The following is a 26,125-nucleotide window of genomic DNA, read 5'->3' as shown; positions in this document are numbered from 1 at the left end:
GCTCACCTGTGCGGACGCACGGTCAGACGGGCTGGTTCCCGGAGTGCTGGTTCCCGGACTACGCGGGCTGCTGGGCCGCGGCGATGCGTTCGTTGCGCAGTGCCTCGTACCAGCGGTCGTCGGTCGGGGGGAGCGCGTTCACGTCGAGCGCGAGCTTCAGGAGCAGGTCCGCGATCTGCGGGTTCCTGGCCAGCACCGGACCGTGCATGTACGTACCGAAGACCGTGTCGTTGTACGCGCCCTCCGTGCCGTCGCCCGTGCCGTTGCCGTTGCCGAAACGGACCTGGGCGAAGGCGCGGGCCGTGGGACCGAGGTGGGTGACGCCCTGGTGGTTCTCGAAGCCGGTCAGCGGCGGCAGACCGAGCCGTGCGTCGACGTCGCCGAGCACGTCACCGACGCAGCGCTGGCCCTCGCCGCGCACCGAGACCACGTCGAGCAGACCGAGGCCGGGCTCGCGCTGGCCGAGGTCGTTGATGAACTCGTGGCCGAGGATCTGGTAGCCGGCGCACACCGAGAACAGGATGGCGCCGTTCTCCGCGGCGCGGTTCAGTCCGCCGTCGCGGCGCAGCCGCTCGGCCGCGAGCCGCTGCGGCCGGTCCTCGCCGCCGCCGATGAGGTAGATGTCGCCGGAGGTCGGGATCGGCTGGTCGCTGCGCACGTCGAGCCGGGCCACGTCCAGGCCCCGCTGCCGGGCCCGGCGCTCCACGACCAGGACGTTGCCCTGATCGCCGTAGGTGCTGAGCAGGTCGGGGTAGACCCAGACGACCCGCAGGCTGTTGTCGCTCATGAAGTCCTGTCCTTACGAGTACGTCAGTTGCCGACGCGGCGGCGCAGGTCCTGGAACGCGGTGTAGTTGGCGATGACCTCGATGCGCCCGGGCGGGCTCATCTGCACCGCCTGGTCGAGGTTCTCGCAGACCTGGAACTGCTGGTTCGCGACCTCCAGACGCACCGCGAGATCCAGCTTCCGGTCGCCGATCACACAGATCGGGTGGCCGGTCAGGCGCGTGTAGTCGACGTCCCACAGCCAGGAGGTGTCGGTGCCGTCGGCGCCGCGCGCGTTCACCGAGAGGATCACCGGGGTCGGCGGCGGGTCGATCAGGCTGAACGTCTCCAGCCAGCCGGCCGGGTTCTTCGCGAGCAGCAGCCGCAGGTCGCGCTGCTGGAACTGCACGACGTCGTAGCGACCGGCCACGGCCTGCACCTGGTACATGCGTTCCAGGGCGACCTGCGGCGGCACGCCGAAGACGGCGGCCACGGCGGCCGACGAGGCGGCGTTGGCCTTGTTGGCGCGGCCGGGCAGCTGGAGGTGGATCGGCCAGGCGGATCCGTGCGGGTCGAGGACGTGGTCGCCGGACAGGGCCCAGCTGGGCGTGGGTCGGCGGAAGCCGCACTCGCCGCAGAACCAGTCGTCGCCGGGCCGCTGCATCACACCGCCGCAGGACGGGCAGGACCAGGCGTCGTCCTTCCACATCTGCCCGGCGGCGACCCAGATCACGTTGGGGGAGGAGGAGGCGGCCCAGACGACCAGCGGGTCGTCGCAGTTGGCGACGATCACGGCCTTGGAACCGGCGAGCCCCTCGCGCCAGTTCTCCGCGAGCATGCGGGTCTCGGCGGCCCGGTCGAGCTGGTCGCGGGAGAGGTTCAGCAGGGCGATGCACTTCGGGTCGGTGTCCCTGGCCACGCCGGCGAGGTACTTCTCGTCGACCTCGATGACGCCGTACCGGGCGTCCGAGCTGCCGGCCAGGGCCGAGGTGATGCCGGCGGGCATGTTGGCGCCGAGCGCGTTGGAGACGACCGGTCCCGCAGCCCGCAGCGCCTCGGCGATCAGCCGGGTCGTCGTGGTCTTGCCGTTGGTCGCCGAGACCAGGGTGACGTCCAGGTTCTGCGCGAGGCGCGCGAGGAGGTCGGGGTCGAGTTTGAGTGCCACCCGGCCACCGATCACAGATCCGCTGCCGCGGCCCGCGGCACGCGACGCCGCAGCGACCGCCTTGCCCGCGGTCACGGCGAGCTTGGCCCGCGGCGTGAGCGGGTCCGAGTTGCCTGACATCAGTTCTCGATCCTCCTTGCGTACGCGCCGCGCTCCTGCCTGACGGCAACGTGGTGGTGGTCAGCCTATCGAGATCCATTGGCACTCCCGAATCGCCGTACCCTTGCGGCCATGCGAAACAGCTCCATCCCGGGCACCCGCGGGCGCGTGAGACCCCTCACCCTGTACGGCGACCCGCGGCTGCACGCCCCCTGCGCCGACGTGACCGACTTCGGCCCCGAACTGGCGTCGCTCGTGGAGGACTTGTTCGCGACGATGTACGCGGCCCGGGGAGTGGGCCTCGCGGCGAACCAGGTGGGGGAGTCCCTGCGGGTGTTCGTCTACGACTGCCCCGACGACGATGACGTACGACATCTCGGGCATCTGGTGAACCCGCGCCTTGTGGAGGCCGACGGGCTGGTGCTGCGCGGGCCTGAGGGGTGTCTGTCGCTGCCGGGTCTGGAGGCGGGGACCGAGCGCCACGACCGAGCCGTGGTCGAGGGCCGTACGGTGACCGGGGAGCCGGTCACCGTGAGCGGCACGGGGTTCTTCGCCCGCTGTCTCCAGCACGAGTGCGACCACCTGGAGGGTGGGGTGTACGTCGACCGCCTCGACGGATGGCGCAGGCGGAAGGTGCTGCGCCGGGCGGCGAAGGCGCCCTGGGCCCACCGGGGTTAGCCCCGGGCGCGTCGGAGTTCGTCGCGGTCTAGAAGCCGGGCCCGCCGATCTTGTCGCCCGCCGCGGCCAGCCTGCCCCACAGCAGGTCGGCGAGGCTGCGCACCAAGTCGGCGCGTGAGCAGGGGCGTTCGTAGAGCCACCAGTCGCCCGCCGCGTGCATCATGCCGACGATGCCGTGGCCCCACACCCGGGCCAGCTGCTGGCTCCCCGGTCCGAGGTCGAGGCGGTCCTCGATGACCTGGGCCAGCTCCTCGCCCATTCTGCGCAGCAGCGGGGCGGTGTGCTTGCCGACGTCGAAGCCCTGATCGCCGCCCGAGTCGCTCTGGGAGCCCTCCGCCGGATGCATCAGGAACCGGTAGACCTGCGGGCGCGCCTCGATTGCGGCGAGATAGGTGTCCAGCGTGGCCTCGACCCGCTCACGCCGGTCGGCCGGTGCGTCCAGGGCCGCCCGCAGCGAATCGAGCAGGGCGTCCGTGTGGCGGGTGGCCAGGGCCGCGTAGAGTCCGCTCTTGTCGCCGAAGTGCCGGTACAGGATCGGCTTCGTGATGCCTGCCTCGGCGGCGATCGCGTTCATCGACGCCTGCGGTCCGTCACGCAGCACCACCCGGTCCGCGGCCTCGAGCAGTTCGCGCCGACGTCGGTCGGCGGACCGCTGCTGTTCGGTCCGCTGCGTGGTGTCCATGAGCTCTCCCCACCCGTGCTGTTTCGGTGACGCCTGCGCAAACTAACACTCAACATGCTCACCGCATCGAACTGGCTGCCGAGGGGCATGCGTAGTTGACTTTTCCTACCGACGGGTAACACATTAGTGTTACCGCAAGTAACACAGATGTGTGCCGCCGCTGGAGGGGTCATGGCCGAGTTCACCATGGAGCTCAACGACGAACAGAAGGAGGTCAGGGACTGGCTGCACGGCTTCGCCGCCGACGTCATCCGGCCCGCGGCCGCCGAATGGGACGAGCGTGAGGAGACTCCCTGGCCTGTCATCCAGGAGGCCGCGAAGGTCGGCATCTACTCCCTCGACTTCTACGCCCAGCAGTACTTCGACCCCACCGGACTCGGCATCCCGATGGCGATGGAGGAGCTGTTCTGGGGCGACGCGGGCATCGCCCTGTCGATCGTGGGCACCGGCCTGGCCGCCGTGGGCGTCCTCGCCAACGGCACCGAGGAGCAGATCGGCACCTGGATCCCGCAGATGTACGGCGACGCCAACGACGTCAAGGTCGCCGCCTTCTGCTCCTCCGAGCCCGACGCCGGCTCCGACGTGGCGTCCATGCGCACGCGTGCCGTGTACGACGAGGCCAAGGACGAGTGGGTGCTCAACGGCACCAAGACCTGGGCGACCAACGGCGGCATCGCCAACGTCCATGTCGTGGTCGCGGTCGTCGACCCCGAGCTCGGATCCAAGGGCCACGCGTCCTTCATCGTCCCGCCGGGCACCCCGGGCCTGTCCCAGGGGCAGAAGTTCAAGAAGCACGGCATCCGTGCCTCGCACACCGCCGAGGTCGTCCTCGACAACGTCCGCGTCCCCGGGTCCTGCCTGCTCGGCGGGAAGCAGAAGCTCGACGAGCGCCTCGCCCGCGCCCGTGAGCGGGCCAAGGCGGGCGGTGAGCGCGTCAAGAACGCCGCCATGGCCACGTTCGAGGCGTCCCGCCCGGCCGTCGGCGCGATGGCGGTGGGCACCGCGCGTGCCGCGTACGAGGTGGCGCTCGACTACGCGAAGACGCGTGAGCAGTTCGGCCGCCCGATCATCGACAACCAGGGCGTGGCCTTCCAGCTCGCCGACATGCGCACCCAGATCGACGCCGCCCGGCTGCTGGTGTGGCGTGCCTCCTGGATGGCGGTCAACGGCAAGCCGTTCACCGCGGCCGAGGGCTCCATGTCCAAGCTGTACGCGAGCGAGACGGCGAAGAAGGTCACCGCGCAGGCCGTCCAGATACTCGGCGGCAACGGGTACACCCGGGAGTACCCGGTGGAGCGGATGCACCGCGACAGCGCGATCTACACCATCTTCGAGGGGACGAGTGAGATTCAGCGGCTGGTGATCGCCCGGACGCTGGCCGGGATGCCGATTCGCTGAGGCTCGGGTGCCGCGGGGTGGCGCGGCTGCGCCGCGGTGCCTCGGTCGCGTGGCGGCTGCGGCGCCGTCCCGGCTGGTCGCGCAGTTCCCCGCGCCCCTGACGGGGGCGCCGGCGCCCCGTCAACTGACGGGGCGGCCTCCGCGGGGGACCACCAAGCCGGAGTCGTACGCCAGGATGACGGCCTGGACCCGGTCGCGGAGGGCGTACTTCTCCAGGATGTGGGCGATGTGGGTCTTCACCGTTGTCTCGCCCACGCCCAGTTCCACGGCGATCTCCGCGTTGGACAGGCCGCGGGTCAGGGCGCGCAGGACGTCGAGTTCGCGGGCGGTGAGGGCGTCGAGGCGGCGGGGGACCGGGGTGTCGGCCGGGGCTCCCAGGTGGGCGAAGCGGTCGAGCAGTCGGTGGGTGATGCGCGGCGAGAGCACGGCATCCCCGTCGGCGACCGTGCGGATCGCGCCCACCAGGGAGTCCGCGGGTCCGTCCTTGACCAGGAACCCGCTGGCTCCGGCGCGCAGGGCGTCCACCACGTGGGCGTCCAGGTCGAAGGTGGTCAGGATGACGACCCGGCTGGACGAGCCCGAGCCCACGATGCGCCGGGTGGCCTCCACGCCGTCCACGCCCGGCATACGGATGTCCATGAGCACGATGTCCGGCTCCAGCGAACCGGTGCTCCGCACGGCCTCCTCACCGTCCGAGGCCTCGCCCACGACCTCGATGTCCGGCTCGGATTCGAGGATGAGCCTGAAGCCCGTCCGGATCATCGGCTGGTCATCGACCAGCAGGACGCGGATGCTCTGCATACGGGAAGTGCCCTTCGTGCCGGGGTGCCAGGGAGGAAGCCGGTGCGGTCGTGGGGAGCGGGATGACGGCGTGCACGCAGTAGCCGCCGCCGGGCCGGATGCCGGTGTGCAGGGAACCGCCGACCGCGCCGACCCGCTCGCGCATGCCGACCAGACCGTGCCCGGCGCCGTGCACCACCGGGGGCCGTACCGGCGCGTCGCTCGCGTCGTCGGCGGCCCGCTCGCCGTCGGGCCGGGGCCCGTCGTCGCACAGCCGTACGGTGAGCCGCGCGCGCTCCGGTTCCCAGGCGACGCGCAGCACGGTCCGGGTGCGGCCGGCGTGCTTGAGGGTGTTGGTGAGGGCCTCCTGCACGACCCGGTACACGGTCAGATGTGATCCGGCGGGCAGTTCGGCGGGTGTGCCGCTGGTGCTGAAGTCGACCTCGAGCCCGGCCGCACGCACCGAGTCGACGAGCGCGGGCAGGTTCTCCAGGGTGGGCTGCGGCGGCTCCTTGCTCGGATCGCCCTCCGCCGCCTCGTCGGTGCGCAGCACGTCGAGGAGGCGGCGCAGCTCGGTGACGGTGGCCCGCCCCGTCTCCTCGATGGTGCCGTGCAGTTCATGGGCCTTGGCCGCGTCCCGCTCCTGGACCCGGTCGGCGGCGATGGTCTGCACGACCATCAGGCTGACGTTGTGCGCGACGATGTCGTGCAGCTCGCGGGCGATCCGGGCCCGTTCCTCCATGACCGCGGCCCGCGCGTTGGCGACCTGCTCCCGCTCCAGGGCCGCGGCGCGCTCCACCGCCTGGTCCCGGATGGCCGCGCGCGCCCGGGTGAGCCGCCCCAGCGCCCACGCGGCGACCAGCAGCACCGCGTCGGTGAACAGCGCGGCGATCCGGTGCCCGTCCGGGGCGAGCACCGCCTCGGTCACGGCGGCCGCCGGGATGAACACCGACACGACCAGCGTCGCGATCCGCGGCGTGCTGCGCGTGGCGGTCAGGAAGACGGCCGTGCCGACGGCGGCGTAGGTGGGTCCGATGGAGGTGCCCTGGGGCCCGGACAGCTCGGGGATGTAGTGCAGGCCCTGCAGCGTGGCCGCGGACACCGACATCACCAGCAGCACGGGCAGCGGCAGGAACCGGTGCACGGCCAGCGGCAGCGTCGTCAGCAGGACGAGGACGAAGAACCCGGCGTCCGTCGAGCGCAGCTCGGGACCTGCCGACGGCATCGCCACCGGCAGCGCCATGCACACCGCGGCCAGCACCAGGGCGAGCGCCGTGTCGGTGACGGCGCGGGGGATGCGGCGCCCCGCCAGCGACTCGATCCGGTCCATGCCGTCACCGTAGCCGGATCACCCGCCCCTGTGATCTCACCAGGGGTGGAAAGCCGCGGGCCGCTCTCCTCCGCGCAGCCTCCTCCGCAAGGAGGAGACGCCGGGCCGCCTCGCCCGACCGGCCGAGACGCCGGTTCGACGGCACGGCCGAGGCCAAGTGCCGTCGGCGACGGTGCACTTGAGGCATCACCCACAAACAGTCGCTCAAGGAGTCACGGTGCTCGCAAGCCGGTACGCGGTCCACCTCACGGACGTGACGAAACAGTACGGGGAGGGCCCCGACGCCGTGCTGGCCCTCGACAAGGTCAGCGCGGGCATCGAGAGCGGCACCTTCACCGCCGTGATGGGGCCGTCCGGCTCCGGCAAGAGCACCTTCCTGCACTGCGCGGCCGGTCTCGACCGGCCCACCTCCGGCGAGGTCCGCCTCGGCGACCAGGAGCTGTCCGCGCTCAGGGAGCGGCGGCTGACGGAGCTGCGCCGGACCCGGATCGGCTTCGTCTTCCAGGCCTTCAACCTGCTGCCCTCGCTGACCGTCGAGCAGAACATCGTGCTGCCGCTGCGGCTGGCCGGGCAGCAGCCCGACGACACCTGGCTGCGCCACATCGTCGACGCCGTCGACCTCGGCGGGCGGCTGACCCGGTTCCCGGCGCAGCTGTCCGGCGGCCAGCAGCAGCGCGTGGCGATCGCCCGCGCACTGGTCACCCGGCCCGAAGTGATCTTCGCCGACGAGCCCACCGGGGCCCTCGACCCGGAGACCGCCCGGGACATCCTGATCCTGCTGCGCCAGGCCGTCACCGATCTGCACCAGACGGTCGTGATGGTCACCCACGACCCGGTGGCCGCCGCCCACACCGACCAGGTGCTCTTCCTCAACGCCGGGCGCGTCGTCGACGGCATGGTCGGACCCGGCGCGGACCGGATCGCCGAGGTCATGGCCGGCCTGCGCAGGGCGGTGTGATGCTCACCCTCGCACTGCAGACCCTCAAGGCCCGCAAGGGCGGCTTCGTGGGCACCTTCGTCGCGCTGCTGCTGGGCGCCGCCGTGCTCGGCGCCTGCGGCGTCCTGCTGGAGTCGGGCATCCGGGCCGGCTCCTCCGCCGAGCGCTACGCGGCGGCGGACGCGATCGTCACCGGCCGCCAGGAGGTCGAGCTGACCCTGAAGGACCTGGACGGCTCGACCCTCCACGAGTCGCAGCCGCTGCCCGAACGTGTCCCCCTCAAGGCGTCTCTGGCCGAGCGGCTCGACCGGGTCGACGGCGTCCGCACGGTGATCGAGGACGACGCCGTGACCGTACGTCTGGCGGACGCCCACGACCGGCCCGTGTCCGGCCGGCACGGCTCCGCGCTCCAGGCCCACAACTGGGCCGGACTGCGCCTGGGCGACTTCCGCCTCACCCAGGGCCACGCCCCGCGCACGGCCGACGACGTCGTACTGGACTCCGACCTCGCCACACGCGCAGGAGTGCGCCCCGGCGACCAGGTCCGTCTGATGACCACGTCCGTGCCGCGCACGTACACCGTCGCCGGACTCGTCGCGCTCAAGGACGGCCGCGCGCCGCGCCAGTCGGTGCTGTTCCTGTCGGACGCCGCCCTGCGCCAACTCGGCCCCGCCGTGCAGGCGTTCGGCGTCCTCGCCGATCCCGGCACCTCGCCCGGCCGGCTGGCCCACGCGATCGGCTCCGCCCTCGACGACGACCACCTGTCCGTGCACACGGGCGACGGACGCGGCCGGGCGGAGTTCCTCGACGTCGTCGTCAGCGGATCCAACCTGGTGGTGCTGGCCGTCGCCATCGGCGGCAACGTCCTGCTCATCGCCGTCTTCGTCCTCTACGCCACCACCGCCCTGTCCGTCCGCCACCGCCGCCGCGAGATCGCCCTGCTGCGCGCCATCGGCACCACGCCCGGCCAGATCCGGCGCATGCTGGCGTCGGAGGCCGCCGTGACCGCGCTGGTCGCCGGAGCGCTGGGCTCGCCGCTCGGACTGCTCCTGGTCCACTGGCTGCGGGACCGGTTCGCCGGACACGGCATCGTGCCGCCCGACTTCCCGCTCGCCCTCAGCCCGCTGCCGTTCCTCGCGGCGATCCTGGTGACCGTGCTGACCGCCCTTGCGGCCGTCCTGATCTCCGCCCTGCGCGCCACCCGCATCCGCCCGACGGAGGCACTCGGCGAGGCCGCCGTCGAGCCGCCGGGGCTCGGCCGGGGACGCAGGATCACCGGCTGGGTCCTGGTGGCCCTCGCGGCCGGGAGCTTCAGCACCGGGCTGGCCCAGCACGCCGACTTCTTCACCCTGGTCTCGCTCGCCAACTCCCTCGTGCTCCTCCTGGTGATCGCCACCGCGGTCCTCGGACCGCTGCTGTCCCGGGCGGCCGTACGGCTCCTCGCGCCGCTGCTCGACAGAACGGGCGTCACCGGCTACCTCGCGGCCGCCAACACCCGAGCCAATGTGGGCCGGTTGGCCGGGGCCATCACTCCGCTCGTACTCGCCGTCTCCTTCGCCTCCACGGTGGTCTTCACCCAGACCACGGCCCTGCGGGAGTCCTCCGACCAGGTGCGCGCCGGTCTCGTCGCCGACCATGTGCTGACCGCGCCGGGCGGGGTGTCGCCCGACCTGGCGGCGAAGGTGCGGGACCTGAAGCAGGTCGAGTCGGCCACCGGACTGGTGAAGTCCAAGGTCGTCGGCGCGGGCCAACTCCTCGGCGCTCAGGAGGCCGTCTCGCTCGGAGCGCAGGGCGTCGACCCCGGCGCACTCGGCACCACCCTCGATCTGCACGCCCGCGACGGCGACCTCTCCAGGCTGTCGCCCCGCACGCTGGCCATCAGCACGACCGCGGCCTCCTGGCTCGGCCTCGGCGTCGGTGACACCGCCCGGCTCCACCTCGGCGACGGCACCCCGTTCCAGGGCGAGGTGATCGCCGTCTACACACGGGGGTTCGGCTTCGCCGACATCACCCTGGACCACGACCTGCTGCTCGCCCACACCACACAGAAGACCGACGCGTCCGTCCTCGTCCGCTCCGCCGACCACGCCGACGGACTCACCCGCGCCCTGTCCGGCCTCGCCGCGCACTACCCCGGCACCGTCCTGCGCGACGGCCTCGCCGTCGACGACCAGCTCGCGGAACAGCGCGCGAACGCCTGGGTCAACTACCTCGTCGTGGGCCTGATCATCGCCTACACCGCGATCACCGTCGTCAACACCCTCGCGATGGCCACCGCGGCCCGTCGCCGGGAGTTCGCGCTGCTACGGCTCTCCGGCACCGCCCGCCGTCAGGTCGTCGGCATGATGCGCAAGGAGAGCGCCGTCGTCGTCCTGGCCGGGGTGGGCCTCGGCACGGTGCTCGCCGCGTTCCCGCTGACGCTCGTCGCCATCGGGCTGGGCGGAACGCCCTGGCCGGCCGTGCCGGGCCTCGGCTATCTGGCGATCGCGGGCGCCACGGCCGTCCTGGCCGTCGCGGGCACGATGGTGCCGACCCGGCTGCTGCTGCGGATCCGCCCGGTCGAGGCGATCGGGGCCAGGGAGTGAGCCGACCGGTGCCGCGCCCGCTTGTGGGCGCCGCTGCGTGATGTCAACTCAGCGGTGCCGCAGGGGAGTCAGCTGCTCGATGTCGTAGCGGGCCCGCAGCTCCTCGATCGCCGTGTGGTCCGGAGGACCCCCGTTGCCCAGGATCTCCAGCAGCTCCTCGAAGTAGCGCTCGTGGTCAGGCGGCGGGGAGGCCTGGAAGAACATCTTCGCCGGGGTGTCGGTCGGGTTGGCGAACGCGTGCGGGCAGCCGGGCGGTACGACGATGACCGTGCCCGGGGTCGCCCGCACCACCCGGTTGCCCGAACTCGACTCCCACCGCTGCCAGTTGTCGGGGGTGCGGATGCGGGGCTCGAAGGCGAGGACGTCCAGTTCGCCGTCGAGGACGTAGAACAACTCCTCGCTGCGGGTGTGCACATGGGCGCCGACGTCGAAGCCGGGTGGGACCTCCACCTCGAAGGTGGAGGCCGCGCGGGAGTGGGTGCCGGTGACCTTGAACGTCACCCGCTGTGCGGCGCTCTGCACGACCCTGCCGTGGCCCGGCGGCACCAGCAGACCCTCCGTCGCGGTCACCGCTCGCTCACCACGTCACGGGCAGCGACTCGGGGCCCCGGATCAACGCGCCCTTCTTGAACGGCACCTGATCCGGCGGAACGGCGAGCCGCAGCCCCGGCACCCGCTCCAGCAGCGCGTCCACCAGCAGCTCGGACTCCAGGCGCGCCAGCATGTTGCCGGGGCAGAAGTGCGGGCCGAAGCCGAACGACACATGCGGGTTCGGGCTGCGGGCGAAGTCGATCGTCTCCGGGTCGGGGAAGACCGCCGGGTCGCGGTTGGCGGCCAGGTAGGAGACATAGACCGGGTCGCCCGCCCGGATGCGTACGCCCTTGATCTCCACGTCCTCGAGCGCGATGCGCGACAGGCCGACCGCGTTGCGGTGCGGGATGTAGCGCAGCATCTCGTCGATCGCCCGGGGGCGGATCTCCGGCTCGGCGCGCAGCCGTTGGGCCAGATCCGGGCGGGTCAGCAGCAGATAGAACATCTGGCCGCTGTTGTTGGTGACCGCCTCGCCACCGATCTGCAGGAGCACGGCGAGGCCGACGGCCTCCTCCAGGGTGATCTCGCCGCTGCCCACGGCGGCCCCGAGCAGCGAGGCGACGTCCTCGCCCGTCGCCCCCTTCCGCCGGCCGATCAGCTCCGTGAAGTAGGCGCCCATCTCGTGCTTGGCCTTCTCGCTGACCTGCTTGCCGTGCGCGGAGGACAGGATCAGCTGCGTCCAGGTGTGCATGGCGTGCCGGTCGGCCGCCGGGACACCCATCAGCTCGCAGATCACCGCGATCGGGAAGGGGCCGAGGACCGTCTCGGTGAGGTCGGCGGGCGGCCCGTCCTGCAGCAGCTCGTCGACCAGTTCGTCGAGCATGCACCGCGACCTCTCGCGGATCCGCTCCACGCCCTTGGCCGTGAAGGCGGCCGCCACCGAGCGGCGCAGCCGGGTGTGGTCCGGCGGGTCGAGGAAGCCGACCGCGCCCCGCTCGGGGATGAAGTGCGGGGCGAGCCGGGTGACCGGCTGGTCCATGACCGCCTCGCGGCCGAAGCGGGGATCGTTGGTCACCATGCGGACGTCGTCGAGCCGGGTCACCAGCCAGGCCCAGCCCTCGCCGTTGGGCAGCTTGATGCGGGTGACGGGGCCCTCGGCCATCAGCTCGGTCAGCACCGGGTCGAAGTCCAGGCCGGTCAGATCGAGGGCCGGCCAGTGCCGGACGGGGGGCAGGGTCTCGGTCAGGGTCTCTTCGGTCATGCCGTCCTCACGCTGTTTCTTCGCCCGGGCGGTGCCAGCGGCCGAGGCTCATCTCCGCGGTGATGCCGGGACCGAACCCGGCCAGCAGCCCGCGCGCCCGGTGCCGGGCGCCGCCCTCGTCGAACAGCCGGCGCAGCGCGTCCAGGACGACGGCGCTGGCGATGTTGCCGTACTCGGTGAGCGTGGCCCGGCTGAAGCGGAAGGCGTGCGGGTCGACCTGCAGGAACTTGCTGAGGTCGTCCAGGATCCGGGGGCCGCCCGCGTGGATGATGTAGAAGTCCAGGTCGGAGGCGTCCCAGCCGTGCCTCCCGGCCAGTTCCTGCAGCGCCGGCGCCAGCGGTTCCATCGTGCCGGGCACCCGCTTGTCCAGCAGGAAGTGGAAGCCGGTGGCCCGGACGTCGTACATGATCCACTCCTCGGTCTTGGGGATCAGGTACGAGCCGTTGCGCTCCAGCTCGATGCCCTCGCCGCCCCGGCCGCGCACCACCGCGGCGGCGATCCCGTCGCCGAACAGGCCGTTGGAGAGCAGGGATCCGACACCGAGATCGGTGGGCTGGTAGCACAGCGAGCAGAACTCGCAGGCCACGATCAGCACATTGGCGTCGGGGTAGGCGCAGCAGAAGTCGTGCGCCCGGTTGATCGCCGCCCCGCCCGCCGCGCAGCCCAGTTGGGCTATGGGTATCTGACGGGTGGTGCTGTCGAAGTCCATCGAGTTGATCAGCCAGGCCGTCAGCGAGGGCATCATGAAGCCCGTGCACGACACATAGATGATCACGTCGATGTCGGTGGTCAGCAGCTCGGCCTCGTCCAGCGCCCGCTGCACGACGGCGGGCACCCGGGCCTTCGCCTCGTACTCGTAGATCTTGTTGCGGTCCTCGAAGCCGGGGTGCCTGAGGGTCTCTTCGATGGGCTGCACGATGTGCCGCGTCCGTACCCCGGTGTTCTCGATCAGCCGGAGGGCCAGCGGCAGTTGAGGATGGTCGGCGTGGCGGGAGCGTGCGAGCTCCAGCGTCTCCTCCATCGTGATCACGTGCTCTGGTACGGACACCGAGGGTCTGCACAAAGTCGCCATGCTTCACGATCACCCGACGGGGCGACTTTCTCAGGTCGGACTACTCCGAACCGGGGACCCCGTGCCAGGGTCGGAGCAGCAGCCCCGCATCCGAGACCACGGAGGACGCGATGACGCGTACGGCCACGGAACTGCTGGAGAACGCCGTGAGGACACTGGCCCCGGACCCGGACGCCAACCCCCTCGTGCCGCTGATCGCCCGCGGCGAGGCCTCCCGCGACATCCTCGCCACGCTGGCCCTGGAGCAGCACTGGGTGATCCCGGCGGACCGCACCGCGTTCCTGCATCTGGCGCAACGCGCGAACGAGCCCGACATCGCGGCGTACTTCGAGACCCTCGCCGAGGGCGAGACGCTGGCCGGCCGGTACCTGGAGTCCTTCGCGGCGGCTTGCGGCGTCGACGAGGCCCGCACCCGCGCCTACGACCCCCTGCCCGGCTGCCAGGCCTACCCGTCCTGCATCGCCTGGCTCGCCCTCAACGCCTCCCCGGCGGACGCGGTCGTGGCGATCACCGCCAACTTCTCGGCCTGGGGCGGCTACTGCGCCACCATCGCCAAGTCCCTACGCACCCACTACGCCTTCACCCCCGAGGCCTGCGCCTTCTTCGACTTCTTCGCAGAACCGTCCCCGGACCTGGACCAGAAGGCCACAGCAGCAGTCCAGAAGGGCCTGAACACAAACGCCGTGAACGAAAAACAGGCGCACCGCTACGGCCGCCTACTCCAAACCTACGAGTCCCTCTTCTGGACAACCCTGCTGCAGCCCACCTGAAGGGGCGCGGGGAACTGCGCGATCAACCACAAACAACCGGCACCCGGCACACACGAGGACCCCTACGGTGCACCCCCGCTGCTATGAGCAATACACGCCACATCAATCCGATCGGCCAGCTTCGCCAACTCAATGGTCAACGCCGCCACCGTATCCTCATCAAGCCCCCCTTCCCCGGACTCGACAAGACGCACCCACCTCCCACCGACCGTCCGCAACAACTTGCTCACATCGGCGGCAGCCACCTGCAAGGTCCCGCGGTCGTCGACGATCAGAGGCAGAGTCACTTCGCGGTTCACAGACCGGATGTTAACCGCGGAGCACTCACGCACCGTGCCAAACCGTGGTGATGTTGCAGAACTCGCGGATTCCGTGCCCGGACAGCTCACGCCCGTATCCGGACCGCTTGACCCCGCCGAACGGGAACGCCGGGTGGGAGGCGGTCATCCCGTTGACGAACACGCCGCCGGCCTCCAGATCTCGTACGAACCGGTCGACCTCCCCCTCGTCCCGCGTCCACACGTTCGAACTCAGCCCGAAGGGCGAGTCGTTGGCGATCAGCACCGCCTCGTCCAGGTCGGCCGCGCGATACAGCGTGGCGACCGGGCCGAAGGCCTCCTCGCGGTGGATGCGCATCTCGCGGGTGATCCCGGAGAGCACCGTCGGCGGGTAGTACCAGCCGGGCAGCTCGGGCCGGCGCAGCCGGTGGCCGCCGCACAGGGCCGTGGCCCCGCTGCGGGTCGCGTCGTCGACCAGCTCCTCCAGGTCGGCGCGCCCCTGCTCGGTGGAGAGCGGCCCGACGTCGGTGTCCTCGTCCATCGGGTCGCCGACCTTCAGCGCCTTCATGCCCGCCACGAACCGTTCGGCGAAGGCCTCGTAGACGTCGGTGTGCACGATGAACCGCTTGGCGGCGATGCACGACTGGCCGTTGTTCTGCACGCGCGCGGTGACCGCGATCTTCGCGGCCCGGTCGATGTCGGCGGACGGCATGACGATGTACGGGTCGCTGCCGCCGAGTTCCAGCACCGTCTTCTTGATCATCTCCCCGGCGGTGGAGGCGACGGCCCGCCCGGCGGGCTCGCTGCCGGTGAGCGTGGCCGCCTTGACGCGGTCGTCGCGCAGGATGTCGTCGACGGCGCCGGAGCCGATGAGCAGGGTCTGGAAGCAGCCCTCGGGGTGGCCCGCGCGGTGGAAGAGGTCCTCCAGGAACAGGGCGGTCTGCGGGACGTTGGAGGAGTGCTTGAGCAGGCCCACGTTGCCCGCCATCAGCGCGGGCGCCGCGAAGCGGACGACCTGCCACAGCGGGAAGTTCCACGGCATCACGGCGAGCACGGGACCGAGCGGCCGGTAGCGGACCAGGACGCGGGAGGCGCCGGAGTCCTTGGCGTCGGACTCCGCGGGCTCCTCGTCGGCGAGCAGTTCCTCGGCGTGGTCGGCGTACCAGCGCATCGCCTTGGCGCACTTGGCGGCCTCCGCGCGGGCCTGCTTGATCGGCTTGCCCATCTCGGTGGTCATCACGCGGGCGATGTCCTCGCCGCTCTCGTCGAGCAGGTCGGCGGCCCTGTGCATCAGCCGGGCGCGCTCGGCGAACGTCGTGGTGCGGTAGGTGCGGAACGTCGCCTCGGCGAGCTGGAGGCGGCGCTCGAGCTCCTCCTCGCCCATGGCCTCGTACGTCTTGAGCGTCTCGCCGTTCGCCGGGTTCACCGTCGCGATGGGCATGGCTGACCTCCTGGGGGCGGGCTTGGTTCGACCTTCCCGCGCGCTGCCGTGGACCGCAACGCGTGGGCGGCCGTGGGGTTACCGGGCTTTGTCCGAGTGCTCCGCGAGCCGGTCGAGAAACGCGGTCTGCGCCCTGACGATCACATCCCGGGCGTCGTCGAGCCCGAACCAGGCCACCCGGTCCAGCTCGGGGAACTCCTGTGTCCGCCCGGAGCGCGGCGGCCACTCCATGGTGAAGGTGCCGGGGGTGATGGTCGCCGGGTCCAGGTCGGCCCGGACCGCCCAGGCCGTCACCGTCTTCCCGCCGGACTGGCGGACCTCGCCCAGCTGAACCGCCTCGCCGTCGGGCGGCGGCAGTCCGAGCTCCTCCTGGAACTCGCGCCGGGCCGCGTCCCAGGCGGTTTCCCGCGCGCTCTCGTACTCGCCCTTGGGCACGGTCCAGGCGCCGGCGTCGCGCCGGGCGAAGAAGGGGCCGCCCATGTGGCCGAGCAGTACTTCGAGGCCGTGGCCGGTGTGCCGGTACAGCAGCAGGCCCGCGCTCTGCTTGCCGCTCACGGGCGGACCTCCGGGTGTGCGGCGAGCAGGGTCTCGACCGTGTCGGCCTCCTCGGGGCGCTTGTCCTCGCGGTAGCGGATGACGCGGGCGAAGCGGAGGGTGACGCCGGCCGGGTAGCGGGTGGACCGCTGCAGACCGTCGTAGGCGATCTCGACGACGAGTTCGGGGCGTACGGTCACGACGTAGCCGCTGGACTCGACGGCCAGTTCCTGGAGGCGTTCGGTCTGCCAGGTGAGCATCGCGTCGGTCATGCCCTTGAAGGTCTTGCCGAGCATGGTGAAGGAGCCGTCGGGGTTGCGGGCGCCGAGGTGGAGGTTGGAGAGCTTGCCGGTGCGGCGGCCGTGGCCCCACTCGGCGGCCAGCACCACCAGGTCGAGGGTGTGCACGGGCTTGACCTTCAGCCAGGACGCGCCGCGCCGGCCCGCGCTGTAGGCGGCGTCCAGGCCCTTGACGACGACGCCCTCGTGGCCGCGCTCCAGCGTGGCGGCGAGGAACTGCTCCGCCTCGGCCACGTCGTCCGGGCCGGAGACCAAAGTGCGGCGCACCCGCATCGGTTCGGGGACCAGCCGGGCCAGTTCGGCGTGCCGCTCGGTGAAGGGCAGGTCGAGCAGGTCGCGGTCGTCGACGGACAGGGCGTCGAAGAAGACGGGGGAGACCGGGACGGTCTCGGCGGCGGTCGCCACGTCCACGCGGGAGCCGACGCGCCCGGCCGTCTCCTGGAAGGACCGGGGCCGCCCGTCCGCGTCGAAGGAGATCACCTCGCCGTCGAGGATGAACCGCTGCCCGTTCAACTCCAGTGCGGCGGCGGTGAGTTCGGGCAGGCGGTCGGTGATGTCGTCGAGGGTGCGGGTGTAGATCCGTACGGTGTCGCCGTCGCGGTGGACCTGGACGCGGATGCCGTCCAGCTTCTCCTCGACCGCGCATGTGCCGAGCTTGCCGACCGCCTCGGCGACCGACGAGGCGCTGTGCGCGAGCATCGGCAGGACCGGGCGGCCGACGGTGAGGCGGAAGCGGTCCAGGGCGGCCGGTCCTTCGGCGAGCAGCGCCTCGGCCACCGACTGCAGGGAGCCCGCGAGCATCACCGCCCGGCGCACGTCGGCGGGCGGCGCCTCCGTCGCCTGGGCCAGGCCCTCCACGGCGACGGCGTCCAGGGCGCCCTGCCGCACCTCGCCGGTGAGCAGCCCGAACAGGAACCGCTGTTCCTCCTCGGTGGCCGCGCCCAGCAACTCCCCGACCAGCCTGGCCCGTTCGGCCTGTGATCCGGCGCCGGAGACCTTGCTGAGGCCCGTGAGCAGGGCGTCCACCTCGCGCACGGTGAGGGTGGGCTCGGCGGCCGGCGGGACCGGGCTGCCGAGCACCTTCCAGCCGACGCCGATCCTGCCCTGCGGCAGCCGTCCCGCCAGATACGGGATCACGATCGGCACGTCGTCGGCCTCGGCGTCCCGGAACAGCTCCGCGAGCAGTGCGATCTTCCGGGACCGCGCCGAGGTGGCGGCGACCTCCTGAGACACCTGAGCCAGGCGGGCGAGCAGCATGCAGCAATCCTGCAACGGAGGAGGGCGCTTCACACCTGCACGGCGCCGGCTCTACACCCCGATCCTCGCGTCGAGGTCCGCCATCAGCAGCTCCCCGTTGATGGCGGCGCCCGCGCGGTAGCCGCGGCTGGCCGCGTTGATGACCTGCTCGGCGAAGCCGGAGGCGTTGCCCGCGGCCCACAGTCCGGGCACGGTCGTCAGACCGCGTTCGTCGATCACGGGGTAGGCGCCGAACGGCGTCTCCTGCAGCTCGGCCCCCAGCCGCACCAGCAGGTCGTTCTGCGGGACGGGGCGCGGCGCGACGAACAGGACCGACCGCTCGTGCGTGGAGCCTCCCCCGGAGGGGGCGCCCCCGGCGAGCCGCACTCCGGTCAGCCGGTCGTCCTCGACCACCAGGGCGGCCACCTCGCCCGGCACGACCTTGACCCCGGCCGCGGCGAGCCTGCGCAGATCGTCGTCCGACAGCTCCTGCTCGGCGACCTTGTGCAAGAAGAACGTCACGTCCTTGGACCACTGCGACACCATCAGCGCCTGGTGCACGCTCATCGGCGTCGTGGCCAGCACCCCGAAGGGCTGGTCGCGCACCTCCCAGCCGTGGCAGTAGGGGCAGTGCAGCACGTCGCGGCCGAAGCGCTCGGCGACGCCGGGCACGTCAGGCAGCTCGTCCTTGAGGCCGGTCGCGATCACGAGCGCGCGGGAGCGGACGGTGCGGCCGCCGGCCAGGGTCACGGCGAAGTCCCCGTGTTCCCCGTCCCGGCTCGCGTCCACGGCCCGGTCCCGCACCAGTTCGACGCCGTAGCGTGCGATCTCCTCGCGGCCGATCGCGAGGAACTCCGCGGGCGGCATGCCGTCGCGGGAGAGATAGCCCTGCATATGGGCGGCGGGCGCGTTGCGCGGCTCGCCCGCGTCGACGACCAGGGTGCGGCGCCGGGCCCGGCCGAGGACCAGTGCGGCGGAGAGCCCTGCCGCGCCTGCGCCGACGACGATCACTTCGTACTTCTCGGTCTCCGTCATGGGTGACGTCATGGGTGACCACCTCCTTGTACGACAGTCGCGCCATCGCTGCCGCATTGACAAACGCGTTTGCCGAAACTGCAATGAGCACATGACTGACGACACCGAAGAGGTCCTGGCCGAGGTCGGGCCCCGGCTGCGCCGGATCCGCAAGGAGCGGGGTGCGACGCTCGCCGGGCTGTCGGCGGCGACCGGGATCTCGGTGAGCACGCTGTCCCGGCTGGAGTCCGGACTGCGCAAGCCCAGTCTGGAGCTGCTGCTGCCGATCGCGCGGGCCCACCAGGTGCCGCTGGACGAGCTGGTCGGCGCCCCGGCGGCGGGCGACCCGCGGGTGCGCTCCGAACCGATCGTGCGCTACGGCCGCACCCACTGGCCGCTGACCCGCCAGCCCGGCGGACTGCAGGCCTTCAAGGTGCTCGAACCGCAGCGCAGGCTGGACCCGGAGCCGCGTGTGCACGAGGGCTACGAGTGGCTGTACGTCCTGTCCGGGCGGCTGCGGCTGGTGCTGGGGGAGCATGACGTCGTGCTCACGGCGGGGGAGGCCGCGGAGTTCGACACGCGGGTGCCGCACTGGTTCGGCTCGACGGGGGAGGGGCCGGTGGAGTTCCTGAGCCTGTTCGGGCCGCAGGGCGAGCGGATGCACGTACGGGCGCGGCCCAGGCGGCCGAAGCAGGGGCGTGGCGAAGACGACTGATGTCGGCGGTTCCCAGAGCGGCAAGCGACCGCTTAGTATGCGGTTGACCCCGGTCAGACACCGCAGTCCCGTGGAGGCACCGCATGCAGGCATGGCAAGTGCACGAGAACGGCGAGCCGAGCGAGGTGATGCGGCTCGAGGAGGTGGAGCGGCCCACCCCCGGCGACGGCCAGGTGCTGCTGAAGGTGCGTGCCGCCAACATCAACTTCCCGGACGTGCTGATGTGTCGGGGCCAGTATCAGGTGCGCCCGCCGCTGCCGTTCACGCCCGGCGTGGAGATCTGCGGCGAGACCGAGGACGGCCGCCGGGTGCTCGCCAACCCCGCGCTGCCGCACGGCGGTTTCGCCGAGTACGCCCTCGCGGACGCCGCCGCCCTGCTGCCCGCACCCGACTCGCTGGACGACGCCGAGGCCGCCGCCCTGCACATCGGCTACCAGACGGGCTGGTTCGGACTGCACCGCCGTGCTCACCTCGAAGCCGGTGAGACGCTGCTCGTGCACGCTGCCGCGGGAGGGGTCGGCAGCGCGGCCGTGCAACTCGGCAAGGCGGCCGGGGCCACGGTCATCGGCGTCGTCGGCGGCGCCGACAAGGCCGCCGTCGCCCGCGACCTGGGCTGCGACGTCGTGATCGACCGCAAGAGCCAGGACGTCATCGCCGCCGTGAAGGAGGCGACGGGCGGACGGGGCGCCGACGTCATCTACGACCCCGTCGGCGGCGAGGCCTACACCCAGTCCACCAAGGTCGTCGCCTTCGAGGGCCGCATCGTCGTCGTCGGCTTCGCGTCCGGCACGATCCCCAGCCCGGGGCTCAACCACGCCCTGGTGAAGAACTACGCGATCCTCGGCCTGCACTGGGGCCTGTACGGCACCAAGAACCCGAAGCTGATCCAGCACTGCCACGAGCAGCTCACCGAACTCGCCGCGCGCGGCGCGATCAAGCCGCTGGTCAGCGAGCGCGTGGCGTTGGACGGTGCCGCGGCCGCCGTGCAGCGCGTCGGCGACGGGGTGACCACCGGCCGGGTGGCCGTCGTACCGTCCCTCGCGAACGGAGCCGCGGCATGACCGACGCAGCCGAACTCCAGCGCCGTACGGCCGAGTTGCTGGCGGCGCATCCGCCGGCCACGACCGACCGCCTGGACTTCCTCAAGGCCCGCTTCGACACCGGGCTCGCCTGGGTGCACTACCCGGAGGGCCTCGGCGGACTCGGTGCCCCGCGCGCCCTCCAGGCCGTCGTGGACGCCGAGTTGGAGGCCGCGGGCGCCCCCGACAACGCCCCGCGCCGCAACGGCATCGGCCTCGGTATGGCCGCCCCCACCATCCTCAAGTACGGCACCGAGGAGCAGAAGCAGCGCTATCTGCGCCCCCTGTGGATCGGCGAGGAGGTGTGGTGCCAGCTGTTCAGCGAGCCCGGCGCCGGCTCCGACCTCGCGGCGCTCGGCACCCGGGCGGTACGTGACGGGGACGACTGGATCGTCAACGGACAGAAGGTGTGGACCTCCGGTGCGCACAACGCCCGCTGGGCCATCCTCATCGCCCGCACCGACCCGGACGTCCCCAAGCACGCGGGCATCACGTACTTCATCTGCGACATGACCGACCCCGGTGTCGAGGTCCGGCCGCTGCGCCAGATCACCGGCGAGGCCGAGTTCAACGAGGTCTTCCTCACCGACGTCCGCATCCCCGACTCGCGTCGCCTCGGCGCGGTCGGCGACGGCTGGCGGGTCGCCCAGACCACCCTGAACAACGAGCGCGTCGCCATCGGCGGCATGCGGCTGCCCCGCGAGGGCGGCATGATCGGCCCGGTCGCCAAGGCCTGGCGCGAGCGCCCCGAACTGCGCACCCACGATCTGCACCAGCGGCTGCTGAAGCTGTGGGTCGAGGCCGAGGTCGCCCGCCTGACCGGCGAACGCCTGCGCCAGCAGCTGGTGGCCGGACAGCCCGGCCCGGAAGGCGCCGGCATGAAGCTCGCCTTCGCCCGCCTCAACCAGGAGATCAGCGGCCTGGAGGTCGAACTCCTCGGCGAGGAGGGCCTGTTGTACGACGACTGGACCCTGCGCCGCCCCGAGCTCGTGGACTTCACCGGCCGCGAGGCCGGCTACCGCTATCTGCGCGCCAAGGGCAACAGCATCGAGGGCGGGACCAGCGAGATCCTGCTGAACATCGTCGCCGAGCGCGTCCTCGGCCTCCCGGCCGAACCGCGCACCGACAAGGACGTCGCCTGGAAGGACCTCGCCCGATGACCGACCTTCTCTACTCGGAAGAGGAAGAGGCGCTGCGGGCCGCCGTACGGGACCTGCTCGCCGACCACTGCGACGCCCCCGGCGTCATCGCCCGCACCGAGTCCGACGCCCCGCACGACCTCGCCGCCTGGAAGGCGCTCGCCGACGGCATGGGCCTGGCCGGTCTGCTGGTGCCCGAGGCACAGGGCGGCCAGGGCGCCACCCACCGCGAAGTCGCCGTCGTCCTGGAGGAGTTGGGGCGCTCGGTCGCCCCCGTGCCCTACCTCTCCAGCGCCGTCGTCGCCACCGAGGCCCTGCTGGAGTGCGGAGACGAGGAACTGCTCGGACAGCTGGCCTCCGGGCGGGCCATCGGCGTCCTCGCGGTCGGGCTGCACCGCGCCCCCGGCACCGCCTTTCCCGCCGTACGACTGGAGAGCGGCACCCTGCACGGCGAGTTGACCGGGATCGCGGACGCGGTGGCCGCGGACGTCCTGCTGGTGCCGGCCGAGGACGGCGGGCTGTACGCGGTCGACGCGTCCGACGCCGCCCTCACCCCGCAGGTGTCCCTGGATGCGACCCGGCCGCTCGCGACCGTCACCCTGAACGGGGCACGGGCGCGCAGGCTGGGTGACGCGGAACCTGCCGTGCGGCGCGCCCTGCGCTCCGGCGCGGGACTGCTCGCCTCCGAGCAGTTCGGGCTCGCCGAATGGGCGTTGACCGAGACGGTGCGCTATCTCAAGGAGCGCAAGCAGTTCAACCGTCCGGTCGGCGGCTTCCAGGCGCTCAAGCACCGGCTCGCGCAGCTGTGGCTGGAGACCGTCAACCTCCGCGCGGCGGCCCGCAATGCGGCCGACGCGCTCGCCACTGGCGAGGACGTCGATGTCGCGGTCGCCGTCGCGCAGTCGTATGCGGCGCCGGTCGCCCTGCACGCCGCCGAGGAGGCGCTCCAACTGCACGCCGGCATCGGCATGACGTGGGAGCACCCGATCCACCTCTACCTCAAGCGGGCCAAGGCCGACTCGATCGCCTACGGCACGGCCGGCGCCCACCGCTGTGCCGTGGCCGAACTCGTCGGTCTGCAAGCTCCCTGACGCCCACTCGGTGAAGCCCGCCCCACCTGGGGCGGGCTTTTCCGTGCGGCTGGGCGGAAGGAGTGAACAAGGGGCGGCAGTCCGGCCAACTCCTGGCATGTACAGGTTCATCGAGGACCAATACGCCCCATACTCCCTGTGGTTCAGACCCGCCCCACAGGGAGGCAGAACATGGCCCTCATCACCCGCCGCAGAGCGCTGACCGCGTTCGGTGCCACGCTCGCGGCCGTGCTCGCCCCGCCCGCCGGCAGCGCCTTCGCCGAAGCCGGCAAGCACCGCCCCCGCCCGCTGTGGCGGGCCCACGCCCACAACGACTACGAGCACCCCCGTCCCCTCTTCGACGCCCTCGACCACCGGTTCGGCAGCGTCGAGGCCGACATCTTCCTCGTCGGCGACCAGCTCCTGATCGGCCACACCGCGGACGACCTGGACCCCACGCGCACCCTGGAGTCCCTCTACCTCGACCCGCTGGCCAGGATCGTCAGGGCCAACCACGGCTCCGTGTACCGGGGCGACCGCAGGCCGCTGCAGCTGCTCATCGACATCAAGACCGAGGGCTCGTCGACCTACCTCGAACTCGACCGCCATCTGCGGCGCTACCGGCACCTGTTCACCACGTACGCGCACGGCCGCGTGTACCCCGGCGCCATCACCAACGTGATCTCCGGCGACCGCGCCGCACGTACGCCGATGGAGGCCCAGACCGTACGGCGCGCCTTCTACGACGGCCGGCTCACCGACCTCGGCACCGCGGCGCCCGCCTCCTTCGTCCCGCTGATCAGCGACAACTGGCAGCTCAACTTCACCTGGCTCGGCGAGGGAGCGTTCCCGGACGCCGAGCGGCAGAAGCTGCGCGACATCATCGGCCAGGCGCACGGGCGCGGACAGAAGGTGCGCTTCTGGAACACGCCCGACCTGGCGGGACCGGCGCGCGACGCCCTGTGGAGCGAGCTGCTCGCGGCCGACGTCGACTACGTCAACACCGACGACCTGGCAGGGCTCGAAGCCTTCCTGGACGCCCACCGGGCTGCCTGAGAAGGGCCCGAGGAGGGCCCGCGGAGGGCCTGAGGAGGGGCGAGACACCACACGTTCGGAGGACAGGTCAGCCGCCCGGACGAACCCTCCGCTACGCCACACTTGCGGCCGAACGCCGTGAAACGGACGTGGCGGCGTAGCGGAGGAGGCTGACGATGGCTATTTCCATCTCTGTGGTGCTGCTGCTCCTGATCCTGGCGGTGATCTTCCTGCGCAGCGGAGGCCTGAAGGTCTCCCATGCGCTGGTGTGCGCGCTGCTCGGCTTCTATCTCGCCGGCACGAACATCGCGCCCACCATCCACAGTGGCGTCAGTGCGACGGCGGAGATCGTCAGCAGTCTGCGTCCGTGACGACCGGGTCGGGACTGCCCGGGATCACCGCCTGCTGAACGCCCCGATCCCGTTGGCGACCGGGCGTTCCGGGTCGACCGAGGGGTGGTTGCGCACCGTCACCGCCGAGGCCCCCGGTGTGCGGGCGACCAGCGTCGTCGAACCGCCGCCGTCCAGACTGAAGGCGTCGGTCGACCCCAACGACCGCATGGCGCCGGCCACTTCGGCGATCGTCAGCCCGGTGCGGTACGCGGGCGCCCCGTCCAGCGCGAACAGGAACACACGCTTCCCGCCGTCCGCGATGCCGACGGCCGTGCGCACGGCCGCGGTCGCGTCGTCGAGACCCGCGAGCGGGCGTCCGTCCCGCAGGACCGGATAGCCGCCGAGCGCGAAGCTGTACGGAATCCTGGAGTGGGCGGCGACCAGTCCGTGCGCCACCTTCACCCGCTCGCCCTTGAAGAACTTCCGCAGCTTCTGCGCGCCCTCCTCCCGGCCGACGAGCACCGTGGTGTCCGCGGCGATCGCGCCCTGGCCCGGGGTGTCGGAGGTGGCGACGACGCGGCCTCGCCGGACGGTCACCTCGTAGGTGTCCGTGCTGCAGGGCGCGGCCCGGTTCGTGTCCGTGCCGCAGGTGGCGCGGACCCGGGAGACGCTGCCCCAGTCGGAGGTGTAGGCGCCGATCGAATCCACCGGCAGCGCGTACTGGTTGAGCCCGCCGAGCGGCAGCCGTCCCTCCGGCGTACGGATCGAACCGGTCAGGCTCAGGGCGTCCAGGCGGGCCCTGCGGTCGACGCCCACGCCGAGCACGTCACGGGTGCTGGTGCCGGGCGGCAGGGCCGGCCCGAAGCGCTGCCCGTCAGGTACCGCCGCCTTGAGCACATGGCCGTTCGCGATCGCCGGGCCGTCGGTCGAGCCGGTCGCCTCGACGCCCGGGTGCTGGGTCTCCGTGATGTTGAAGAAGTCGCCGTTGACGCCCGCGACGGCGCCCTGGGCGTCGGCCAGTTGCGAGACGGGCGCCCGTGCGGCCACGGCGCCGGGGTACAGCAGGCCGAGCCGGACACGGCGGTCGCGCAGGTCGACGGTGATCACATGGGCGTGGGTCGGCCCCTTGGCGCCCTGGATGTCGAACTCCCGGTAGGTGACGCCCGGCGCGATCGACGTGGAGCTCTGCGCGCTGCTGGCCGGTGCCGCCCCCACCAGGGCCGCACCGGCCAGCGCGCCGAATGCCGTGAGAAACGTCAGTGCCGATCTCACCGACGCTCGAACCGTTCTGTCCGGTCTGACCGCCGCTCCGTCCGACGCGATGGTCGTTATGTCCGATCCGGATGCCGCACAACGCCTCTGGCGATGCGTCACATTGCCCCCTGAGAGGTCGTCAAGTGTCTCGGGTCTCAGGGGAAGTGCAGCAGATCGGGGTGGTCCGTGGGATGGCTATGCGTCGACGACGCGAGAACGGGTGAGGAAACGCACCCCCTCGGGTGCCTCCAGCGAGAAACCGCTGCCGCGGCCCTCCACCACGTCCACGATCAGCCGCGTGTGGCTCCAGACCTCGTACTGGCTGCGCGACATCCAGAACGTCACCGGCTCCACCACTCCCTCGACGTGCAGCTCGGCGAGCAGGACGTCCGAGCCGCCCGTGCGGAACTCGCCCTCCGGGTAGCACATGGGCGCACTGCCGTCGCAGCAGCCGCCGGACTGGTGGAACATCAGCGGGCCGTGGGTGGCCCGCAGCCGTCGCAACAGGTCGGCGGCCGCGGGCGTGAGTTCGACGCGCGGGGTCTCGTCGTACAGCGGGTTCTGCTCAGCCATGACTCCAGGGGAGCACGGGCAAGGTTGCGACAGGGTTGCACGCCGGGCGCCGCCTCACTCGGCCCGCAGAGCCG

26 protein-coding genes are annotated in these 26,125 nt (G+C 71.9%); 11 read left to right on the top strand and 15 right to left on the bottom strand.

The window, feature by feature from the left end; all coding sequences use genetic code 11:
* Positions 1-58 precede the first annotated feature (58 nt).
* Both MQN93_RS35680 and MQN93_RS35675 read right to left on the bottom strand, forming a co-directional pair.
* Positions 59-787: a type 1 glutamine amidotransferase gene (locus MQN93_RS35680; RefSeq protein ID WP_016433916.1), complete on the bottom strand. Its 729-nt coding sequence runs from the start codon at positions 785-787 to the stop codon at positions 59-61.
* Between the two features lie 23 nt (positions 788-810).
* Positions 811-2,049: a MurT ligase domain-containing protein gene (locus MQN93_RS35675; RefSeq protein ID WP_016433915.1), complete on the bottom strand. Its 1,239-nt coding sequence runs from the start codon at positions 2,047-2,049 to the stop codon at positions 811-813.
* Positions 2,050-2,160: 111 nt separating this feature from the next.
* On the opposite strand from MQN93_RS35675, the gene def reads away from it, so the two are divergent.
* The gene (gene def / locus MQN93_RS35670; RefSeq protein WP_242712796.1) at positions 2,161-2,706 is read left to right on the top strand and encodes a peptide deformylase; all 546 of its coding nucleotides are present in this window, start codon (positions 2,161-2,163) and stop codon (positions 2,704-2,706) included.
* Positions 2,707-2,734: 28 nt separating this feature from the next.
* On the opposite strand, the gene MQN93_RS35665 is transcribed toward def, so the two are convergent.
* The gene (locus tag MQN93_RS35665; protein ID WP_016433913.1) at positions 2,735-3,388 is read right to left on the bottom strand and encodes a TetR/AcrR family transcriptional regulator; all 654 of its coding nucleotides are present in this window, start codon (positions 3,386-3,388) and stop codon (positions 2,735-2,737) included.
* 171 nt (positions 3,389-3,559) lie between these two features.
* Here MQN93_RS35665 and MQN93_RS35660 point away from each other — a divergent pair, with 171 nt between their 5' ends.
* Positions 3,560-4,786: an acyl-CoA dehydrogenase family protein gene (locus MQN93_RS35660; RefSeq protein ID WP_016433912.1), complete on the top strand. Its 1,227-nt coding sequence runs from the start codon at positions 3,560-3,562 to the stop codon at positions 4,784-4,786.
* A 120-nt stretch (positions 4,787-4,906) separates the two neighbouring features.
* Here MQN93_RS35660 and MQN93_RS35655 read toward each other — a convergent pair whose 3' ends face one another.
* Both MQN93_RS35655 and MQN93_RS35650 read right to left on the bottom strand, forming a co-directional pair.
* Positions 4,907-5,587: a response regulator gene (locus tag MQN93_RS35655; RefSeq protein ID WP_242712795.1), complete on the bottom strand. Its 681-nt coding sequence runs from the start codon at positions 5,585-5,587 to the stop codon at positions 4,907-4,909.
* Positions 5,556-6,896, bottom strand: coding sequence for a sensor histidine kinase (locus MQN93_RS35650; RefSeq protein WP_242712794.1), 1,341 nt, complete (start codon positions 6,894-6,896; stop codon positions 5,556-5,558). Before MQN93_RS35650 ends, MQN93_RS35655 begins: the two co-directional genes overlap by 32 nt.
* Positions 6,897-7,113: 217 nt before the next feature.
* Between MQN93_RS35650 and MQN93_RS35645 the strand changes: the two genes are divergently transcribed.
* Positions 7,114-7,854, top strand: coding sequence for an ABC transporter ATP-binding protein (locus MQN93_RS35645; RefSeq protein ID WP_016433909.1), 741 nt, complete (start codon positions 7,114-7,116; stop codon positions 7,852-7,854).
* A complete protein-coding gene (locus tag MQN93_RS35640; protein WP_242712793.1) occupies positions 7,854-10,418 on the top strand; it encodes an FtsX-like permease family protein in 2,565 nt (854 codons plus the stop codon). Before MQN93_RS35645 ends, MQN93_RS35640 begins: the two co-directional genes overlap by 1 nt.
* 48 nt (positions 10,419-10,466) lie before the next feature.
* On the opposite strand, the gene MQN93_RS35635 is transcribed toward MQN93_RS35640, so the two are convergent.
* The 3 genes from MQN93_RS35635 to MQN93_RS35625 are packed head-to-tail and all read right to left on the bottom strand — an operon-like array spanning position 10,467 to position 13,282.
* On the bottom strand, positions 10,467-10,988 hold the full coding sequence (locus MQN93_RS35635) for a cupin domain-containing protein (protein WP_242712792.1): 522 nt from the start codon (positions 10,986-10,988) through the stop codon (positions 10,467-10,469).
* A 7-nt stretch (positions 10,989-10,995) separates the two neighbouring features.
* Positions 10,996-12,210, bottom strand: coding sequence for a cytochrome P450 (locus MQN93_RS35630; RefSeq protein ID WP_242712791.1), 1,215 nt, complete (start codon positions 12,208-12,210; stop codon positions 10,996-10,998).
* A gap of 7 nt (positions 12,211-12,217) precedes the next feature.
* Positions 12,218-13,282, bottom strand: coding sequence for a type III polyketide synthase (locus MQN93_RS35625; RefSeq protein WP_037781539.1), 1,065 nt, complete (start codon positions 13,280-13,282; stop codon positions 12,218-12,220).
* Between the two features lie 110 nt (positions 13,283-13,392).
* Here MQN93_RS35625 and MQN93_RS35620 point away from each other — a divergent pair, with 110 nt between their 5' ends.
* On the top strand, positions 13,393-14,052 hold the full coding sequence (locus tag MQN93_RS35620) for a thiaminase II/PqqC family protein (protein ID WP_242712790.1): 660 nt from the start codon (positions 13,393-13,395) through the stop codon (positions 14,050-14,052).
* A gap of 62 nt (positions 14,053-14,114) precedes the next feature.
* Here MQN93_RS35620 and MQN93_RS35615 read toward each other — a convergent pair whose 3' ends face one another.
* The 5 genes from MQN93_RS35615 to MQN93_RS35595 all read right to left on the bottom strand — a co-directional run bounded on the left by MQN93_RS35615 (position 14,115) and on the right by MQN93_RS35595 (position 18,887).
* Positions 14,115-14,351 (bottom strand): DUF6213 family protein, encoded by a 237-nt coding sequence (locus MQN93_RS35615; protein ID WP_037781537.1) that lies wholly within the window; start codon positions 14,349-14,351, stop codon positions 14,115-14,117.
* 25 nt (positions 14,352-14,376) lie between these two features.
* Positions 14,377-15,771, bottom strand: a complete 1,395-nt coding sequence (locus MQN93_RS35610; protein WP_242712789.1) for an NADP-dependent succinic semialdehyde dehydrogenase — start codon at positions 15,769-15,771, stop codon at positions 14,377-14,379.
* Between the two features lie 78 nt (positions 15,772-15,849).
* A complete protein-coding gene (locus MQN93_RS35605) occupies positions 15,850-16,326 on the bottom strand; it encodes an NUDIX hydrolase (protein WP_242712788.1) in 477 nt (158 codons plus the stop codon).
* Positions 16,323-17,861 (bottom strand): ATP-dependent DNA ligase, encoded by a 1,539-nt coding sequence (locus MQN93_RS35600; protein WP_242712787.1) that lies wholly within the window; start codon positions 17,859-17,861, stop codon positions 16,323-16,325. Before MQN93_RS35600 ends, MQN93_RS35605 begins: the two co-directional genes overlap by 4 nt.
* 51 nt (positions 17,862-17,912) lie before the next feature.
* Positions 17,913-18,887: an NAD(P)/FAD-dependent oxidoreductase gene (locus MQN93_RS35595; RefSeq protein ID WP_242712786.1), complete on the bottom strand. Its 975-nt coding sequence runs from the start codon at positions 18,885-18,887 to the stop codon at positions 17,913-17,915.
* 79 nt (positions 18,888-18,966) lie between these two features.
* Here MQN93_RS35595 and MQN93_RS35590 point away from each other — a divergent pair, with 79 nt between their 5' ends.
* The 6 genes from MQN93_RS35590 (at position 18,967) to MQN93_RS35565 (ending at position 24,263) form a co-directional block, all read left to right on the top strand.
* Positions 18,967-19,569 (top strand): helix-turn-helix domain-containing protein, encoded by a 603-nt coding sequence (locus tag MQN93_RS35590; protein WP_016433899.1) that lies wholly within the window; start codon positions 18,967-18,969, stop codon positions 19,567-19,569.
* A gap of 83 nt (positions 19,570-19,652) precedes the next feature.
* Positions 19,653-20,630, top strand: a complete 978-nt coding sequence (locus MQN93_RS35585; protein WP_242712785.1) for an NADPH:quinone oxidoreductase family protein — start codon at positions 19,653-19,655, stop codon at positions 20,628-20,630.
* Positions 20,627-21,808 carry an acyl-CoA dehydrogenase family protein gene (locus MQN93_RS35580; protein ID WP_242712784.1) on the top strand — a complete coding sequence of 394 codons (1,182 nt, stop codon included), beginning with the start codon at positions 20,627-20,629 and terminating at the stop codon, positions 21,806-21,808. The genes MQN93_RS35585 and MQN93_RS35580 overlap by 4 nt, the downstream gene beginning before the upstream one ends.
* Positions 21,805-22,878 (top strand): acyl-CoA dehydrogenase family protein, encoded by a 1,074-nt coding sequence (locus MQN93_RS35575; protein WP_242712783.1) that lies wholly within the window; start codon positions 21,805-21,807, stop codon positions 22,876-22,878. The genes MQN93_RS35580 and MQN93_RS35575 overlap by 4 nt, the downstream gene beginning before the upstream one ends.
* A gap of 171 nt (positions 22,879-23,049) precedes the next feature.
* Positions 23,050-23,913, top strand: a complete 864-nt coding sequence (locus MQN93_RS35570; RefSeq protein WP_242712782.1) for a phosphatidylinositol-specific phospholipase C/glycerophosphodiester phosphodiesterase family protein — start codon at positions 23,050-23,052, stop codon at positions 23,911-23,913.
* A gap of 155 nt (positions 23,914-24,068) precedes the next feature.
* The gene (locus MQN93_RS35565; protein ID WP_016433894.1) at positions 24,069-24,263 is read left to right on the top strand and encodes a hypothetical protein; all 195 of its coding nucleotides are present in this window, start codon (positions 24,069-24,071) and stop codon (positions 24,261-24,263) included.
* 24 nt (positions 24,264-24,287) lie between these two features.
* On the opposite strand, the gene MQN93_RS35560 is transcribed toward MQN93_RS35565, so the two are convergent.
* Together MQN93_RS35560 and MQN93_RS35555 are read right to left on the bottom strand one after the other, a co-directional pair.
* A complete protein-coding gene (locus MQN93_RS35560; RefSeq protein ID WP_242712781.1) occupies positions 24,288-25,496 on the bottom strand; it encodes a phosphodiester glycosidase family protein in 1,209 nt (402 codons plus the stop codon).
* Positions 25,497-25,673: 177 nt separating this feature from the next.
* Positions 25,674-26,051, bottom strand: coding sequence for a DUF779 domain-containing protein (locus MQN93_RS35555; RefSeq protein WP_242712780.1), 378 nt, complete (start codon positions 26,049-26,051; stop codon positions 25,674-25,676).
* Positions 26,052-26,125: the final 74 nt, after the last annotated feature.

Source organism: Streptomyces spinosisporus, assembly GCF_022698145.1.
In the GTDB taxonomy this organism is placed as follows: domain Bacteria; phylum Actinomycetota; class Actinomycetes; order Streptomycetales; family Streptomycetaceae; genus Streptomyces; species Streptomyces spinosisporus.
This window is presented reverse-complemented; position numbering and strand designations above follow the sequence as displayed.

Bases quoted from the DNA above. Each gene is read 5' to 3' on its own strand.
- MQN93_RS35640 (WP_242712793.1), top strand. From the start codon at position 7,854: ATGCTCACCCTCGCACTGCAGACCCTCAAGGCCCGCAAGGGCGGCTTC.
- MQN93_RS35680 (WP_016433916.1), bottom strand. From the start codon at position 787: ATGAGCGACAACAGCCTGCGGGTCGTCTGGGTCTACCCCGACCTGCTC.
- MQN93_RS35630 (WP_242712791.1), bottom strand. From the start codon at position 12,210: ATGACCGAAGAGACCCTGACCGAGACCCTGCCCCCCGTCCGGCACTGG.
- MQN93_RS35620 (WP_242712790.1), top strand. From the start codon at position 13,393: ATGACGCGTACGGCCACGGAACTGCTGGAGAACGCCGTGAGGACACTG.
- MQN93_RS35575 (WP_242712783.1), top strand. From the start codon at position 21,805: ATGACCGACCTTCTCTACTCGGAAGAGGAAGAGGCGCTGCGGGCCGCC.
- MQN93_RS35625 (WP_037781539.1), bottom strand. From the start codon at position 13,282: ATGGCGACTTTGTGCAGACCCTCGGTGTCCGTACCAGAGCACGTGATC.
- MQN93_RS35665 (WP_016433913.1), bottom strand. From the start codon at position 3,388: ATGGACACCACGCAGCGGACCGAACAGCAGCGGTCCGCCGACCGACGT.
- MQN93_RS35600 (WP_242712787.1), bottom strand. From the start codon at position 17,861: ATGCTGCTCGCCCGCCTGGCTCAGGTGTCTCAGGAGGTCGCCGCCACC.
- MQN93_RS35590 (WP_016433899.1), top strand. From the start codon at position 18,967: ATGACTGACGACACCGAAGAGGTCCTGGCCGAGGTCGGGCCCCGGCTG.
- MQN93_RS35650 (WP_242712794.1), bottom strand. From the start codon at position 6,896: ATGGACCGGATCGAGTCGCTGGCGGGGCGCCGCATCCCCCGCGCCGTC.
- MQN93_RS35655 (WP_242712795.1), bottom strand. From the start codon at position 5,587: ATGCAGAGCATCCGCGTCCTGCTGGTCGATGACCAGCCGATGATCCGG.
- MQN93_RS35570 (WP_242712782.1), top strand. From the start codon at position 23,050: ATGGCCCTCATCACCCGCCGCAGAGCGCTGACCGCGTTCGGTGCCACG.
- def (WP_242712796.1), top strand. From the start codon at position 2,161: ATGCGAAACAGCTCCATCCCGGGCACCCGCGGGCGCGTGAGACCCCTC.
- MQN93_RS35675 (WP_016433915.1), bottom strand. From the start codon at position 2,049: ATGTCAGGCAACTCGGACCCGCTCACGCCGCGGGCCAAGCTCGCCGTG.
- MQN93_RS35565 (WP_016433894.1), top strand. From the start codon at position 24,069: ATGGCTATTTCCATCTCTGTGGTGCTGCTGCTCCTGATCCTGGCGGTG.
- MQN93_RS35555 (WP_242712780.1), bottom strand. From the start codon at position 26,051: ATGGCTGAGCAGAACCCGCTGTACGACGAGACCCCGCGCGTCGAACTC.
- MQN93_RS35610 (WP_242712789.1), bottom strand. From the start codon at position 15,771: ATGCCCATCGCGACGGTGAACCCGGCGAACGGCGAGACGCTCAAGACG.
- MQN93_RS35660 (WP_016433912.1), top strand. From the start codon at position 3,560: ATGGCCGAGTTCACCATGGAGCTCAACGACGAACAGAAGGAGGTCAGG.
- MQN93_RS35585 (WP_242712785.1), top strand. From the start codon at position 19,653: ATGCAGGCATGGCAAGTGCACGAGAACGGCGAGCCGAGCGAGGTGATG.
- MQN93_RS35595 (WP_242712786.1), bottom strand. From the start codon at position 18,887: ATGACGTCACCCATGACGGAGACCGAGAAGTACGAAGTGATCGTCGTC.
- MQN93_RS35580 (WP_242712784.1), top strand. From the start codon at position 20,627: ATGACCGACGCAGCCGAACTCCAGCGCCGTACGGCCGAGTTGCTGGCG.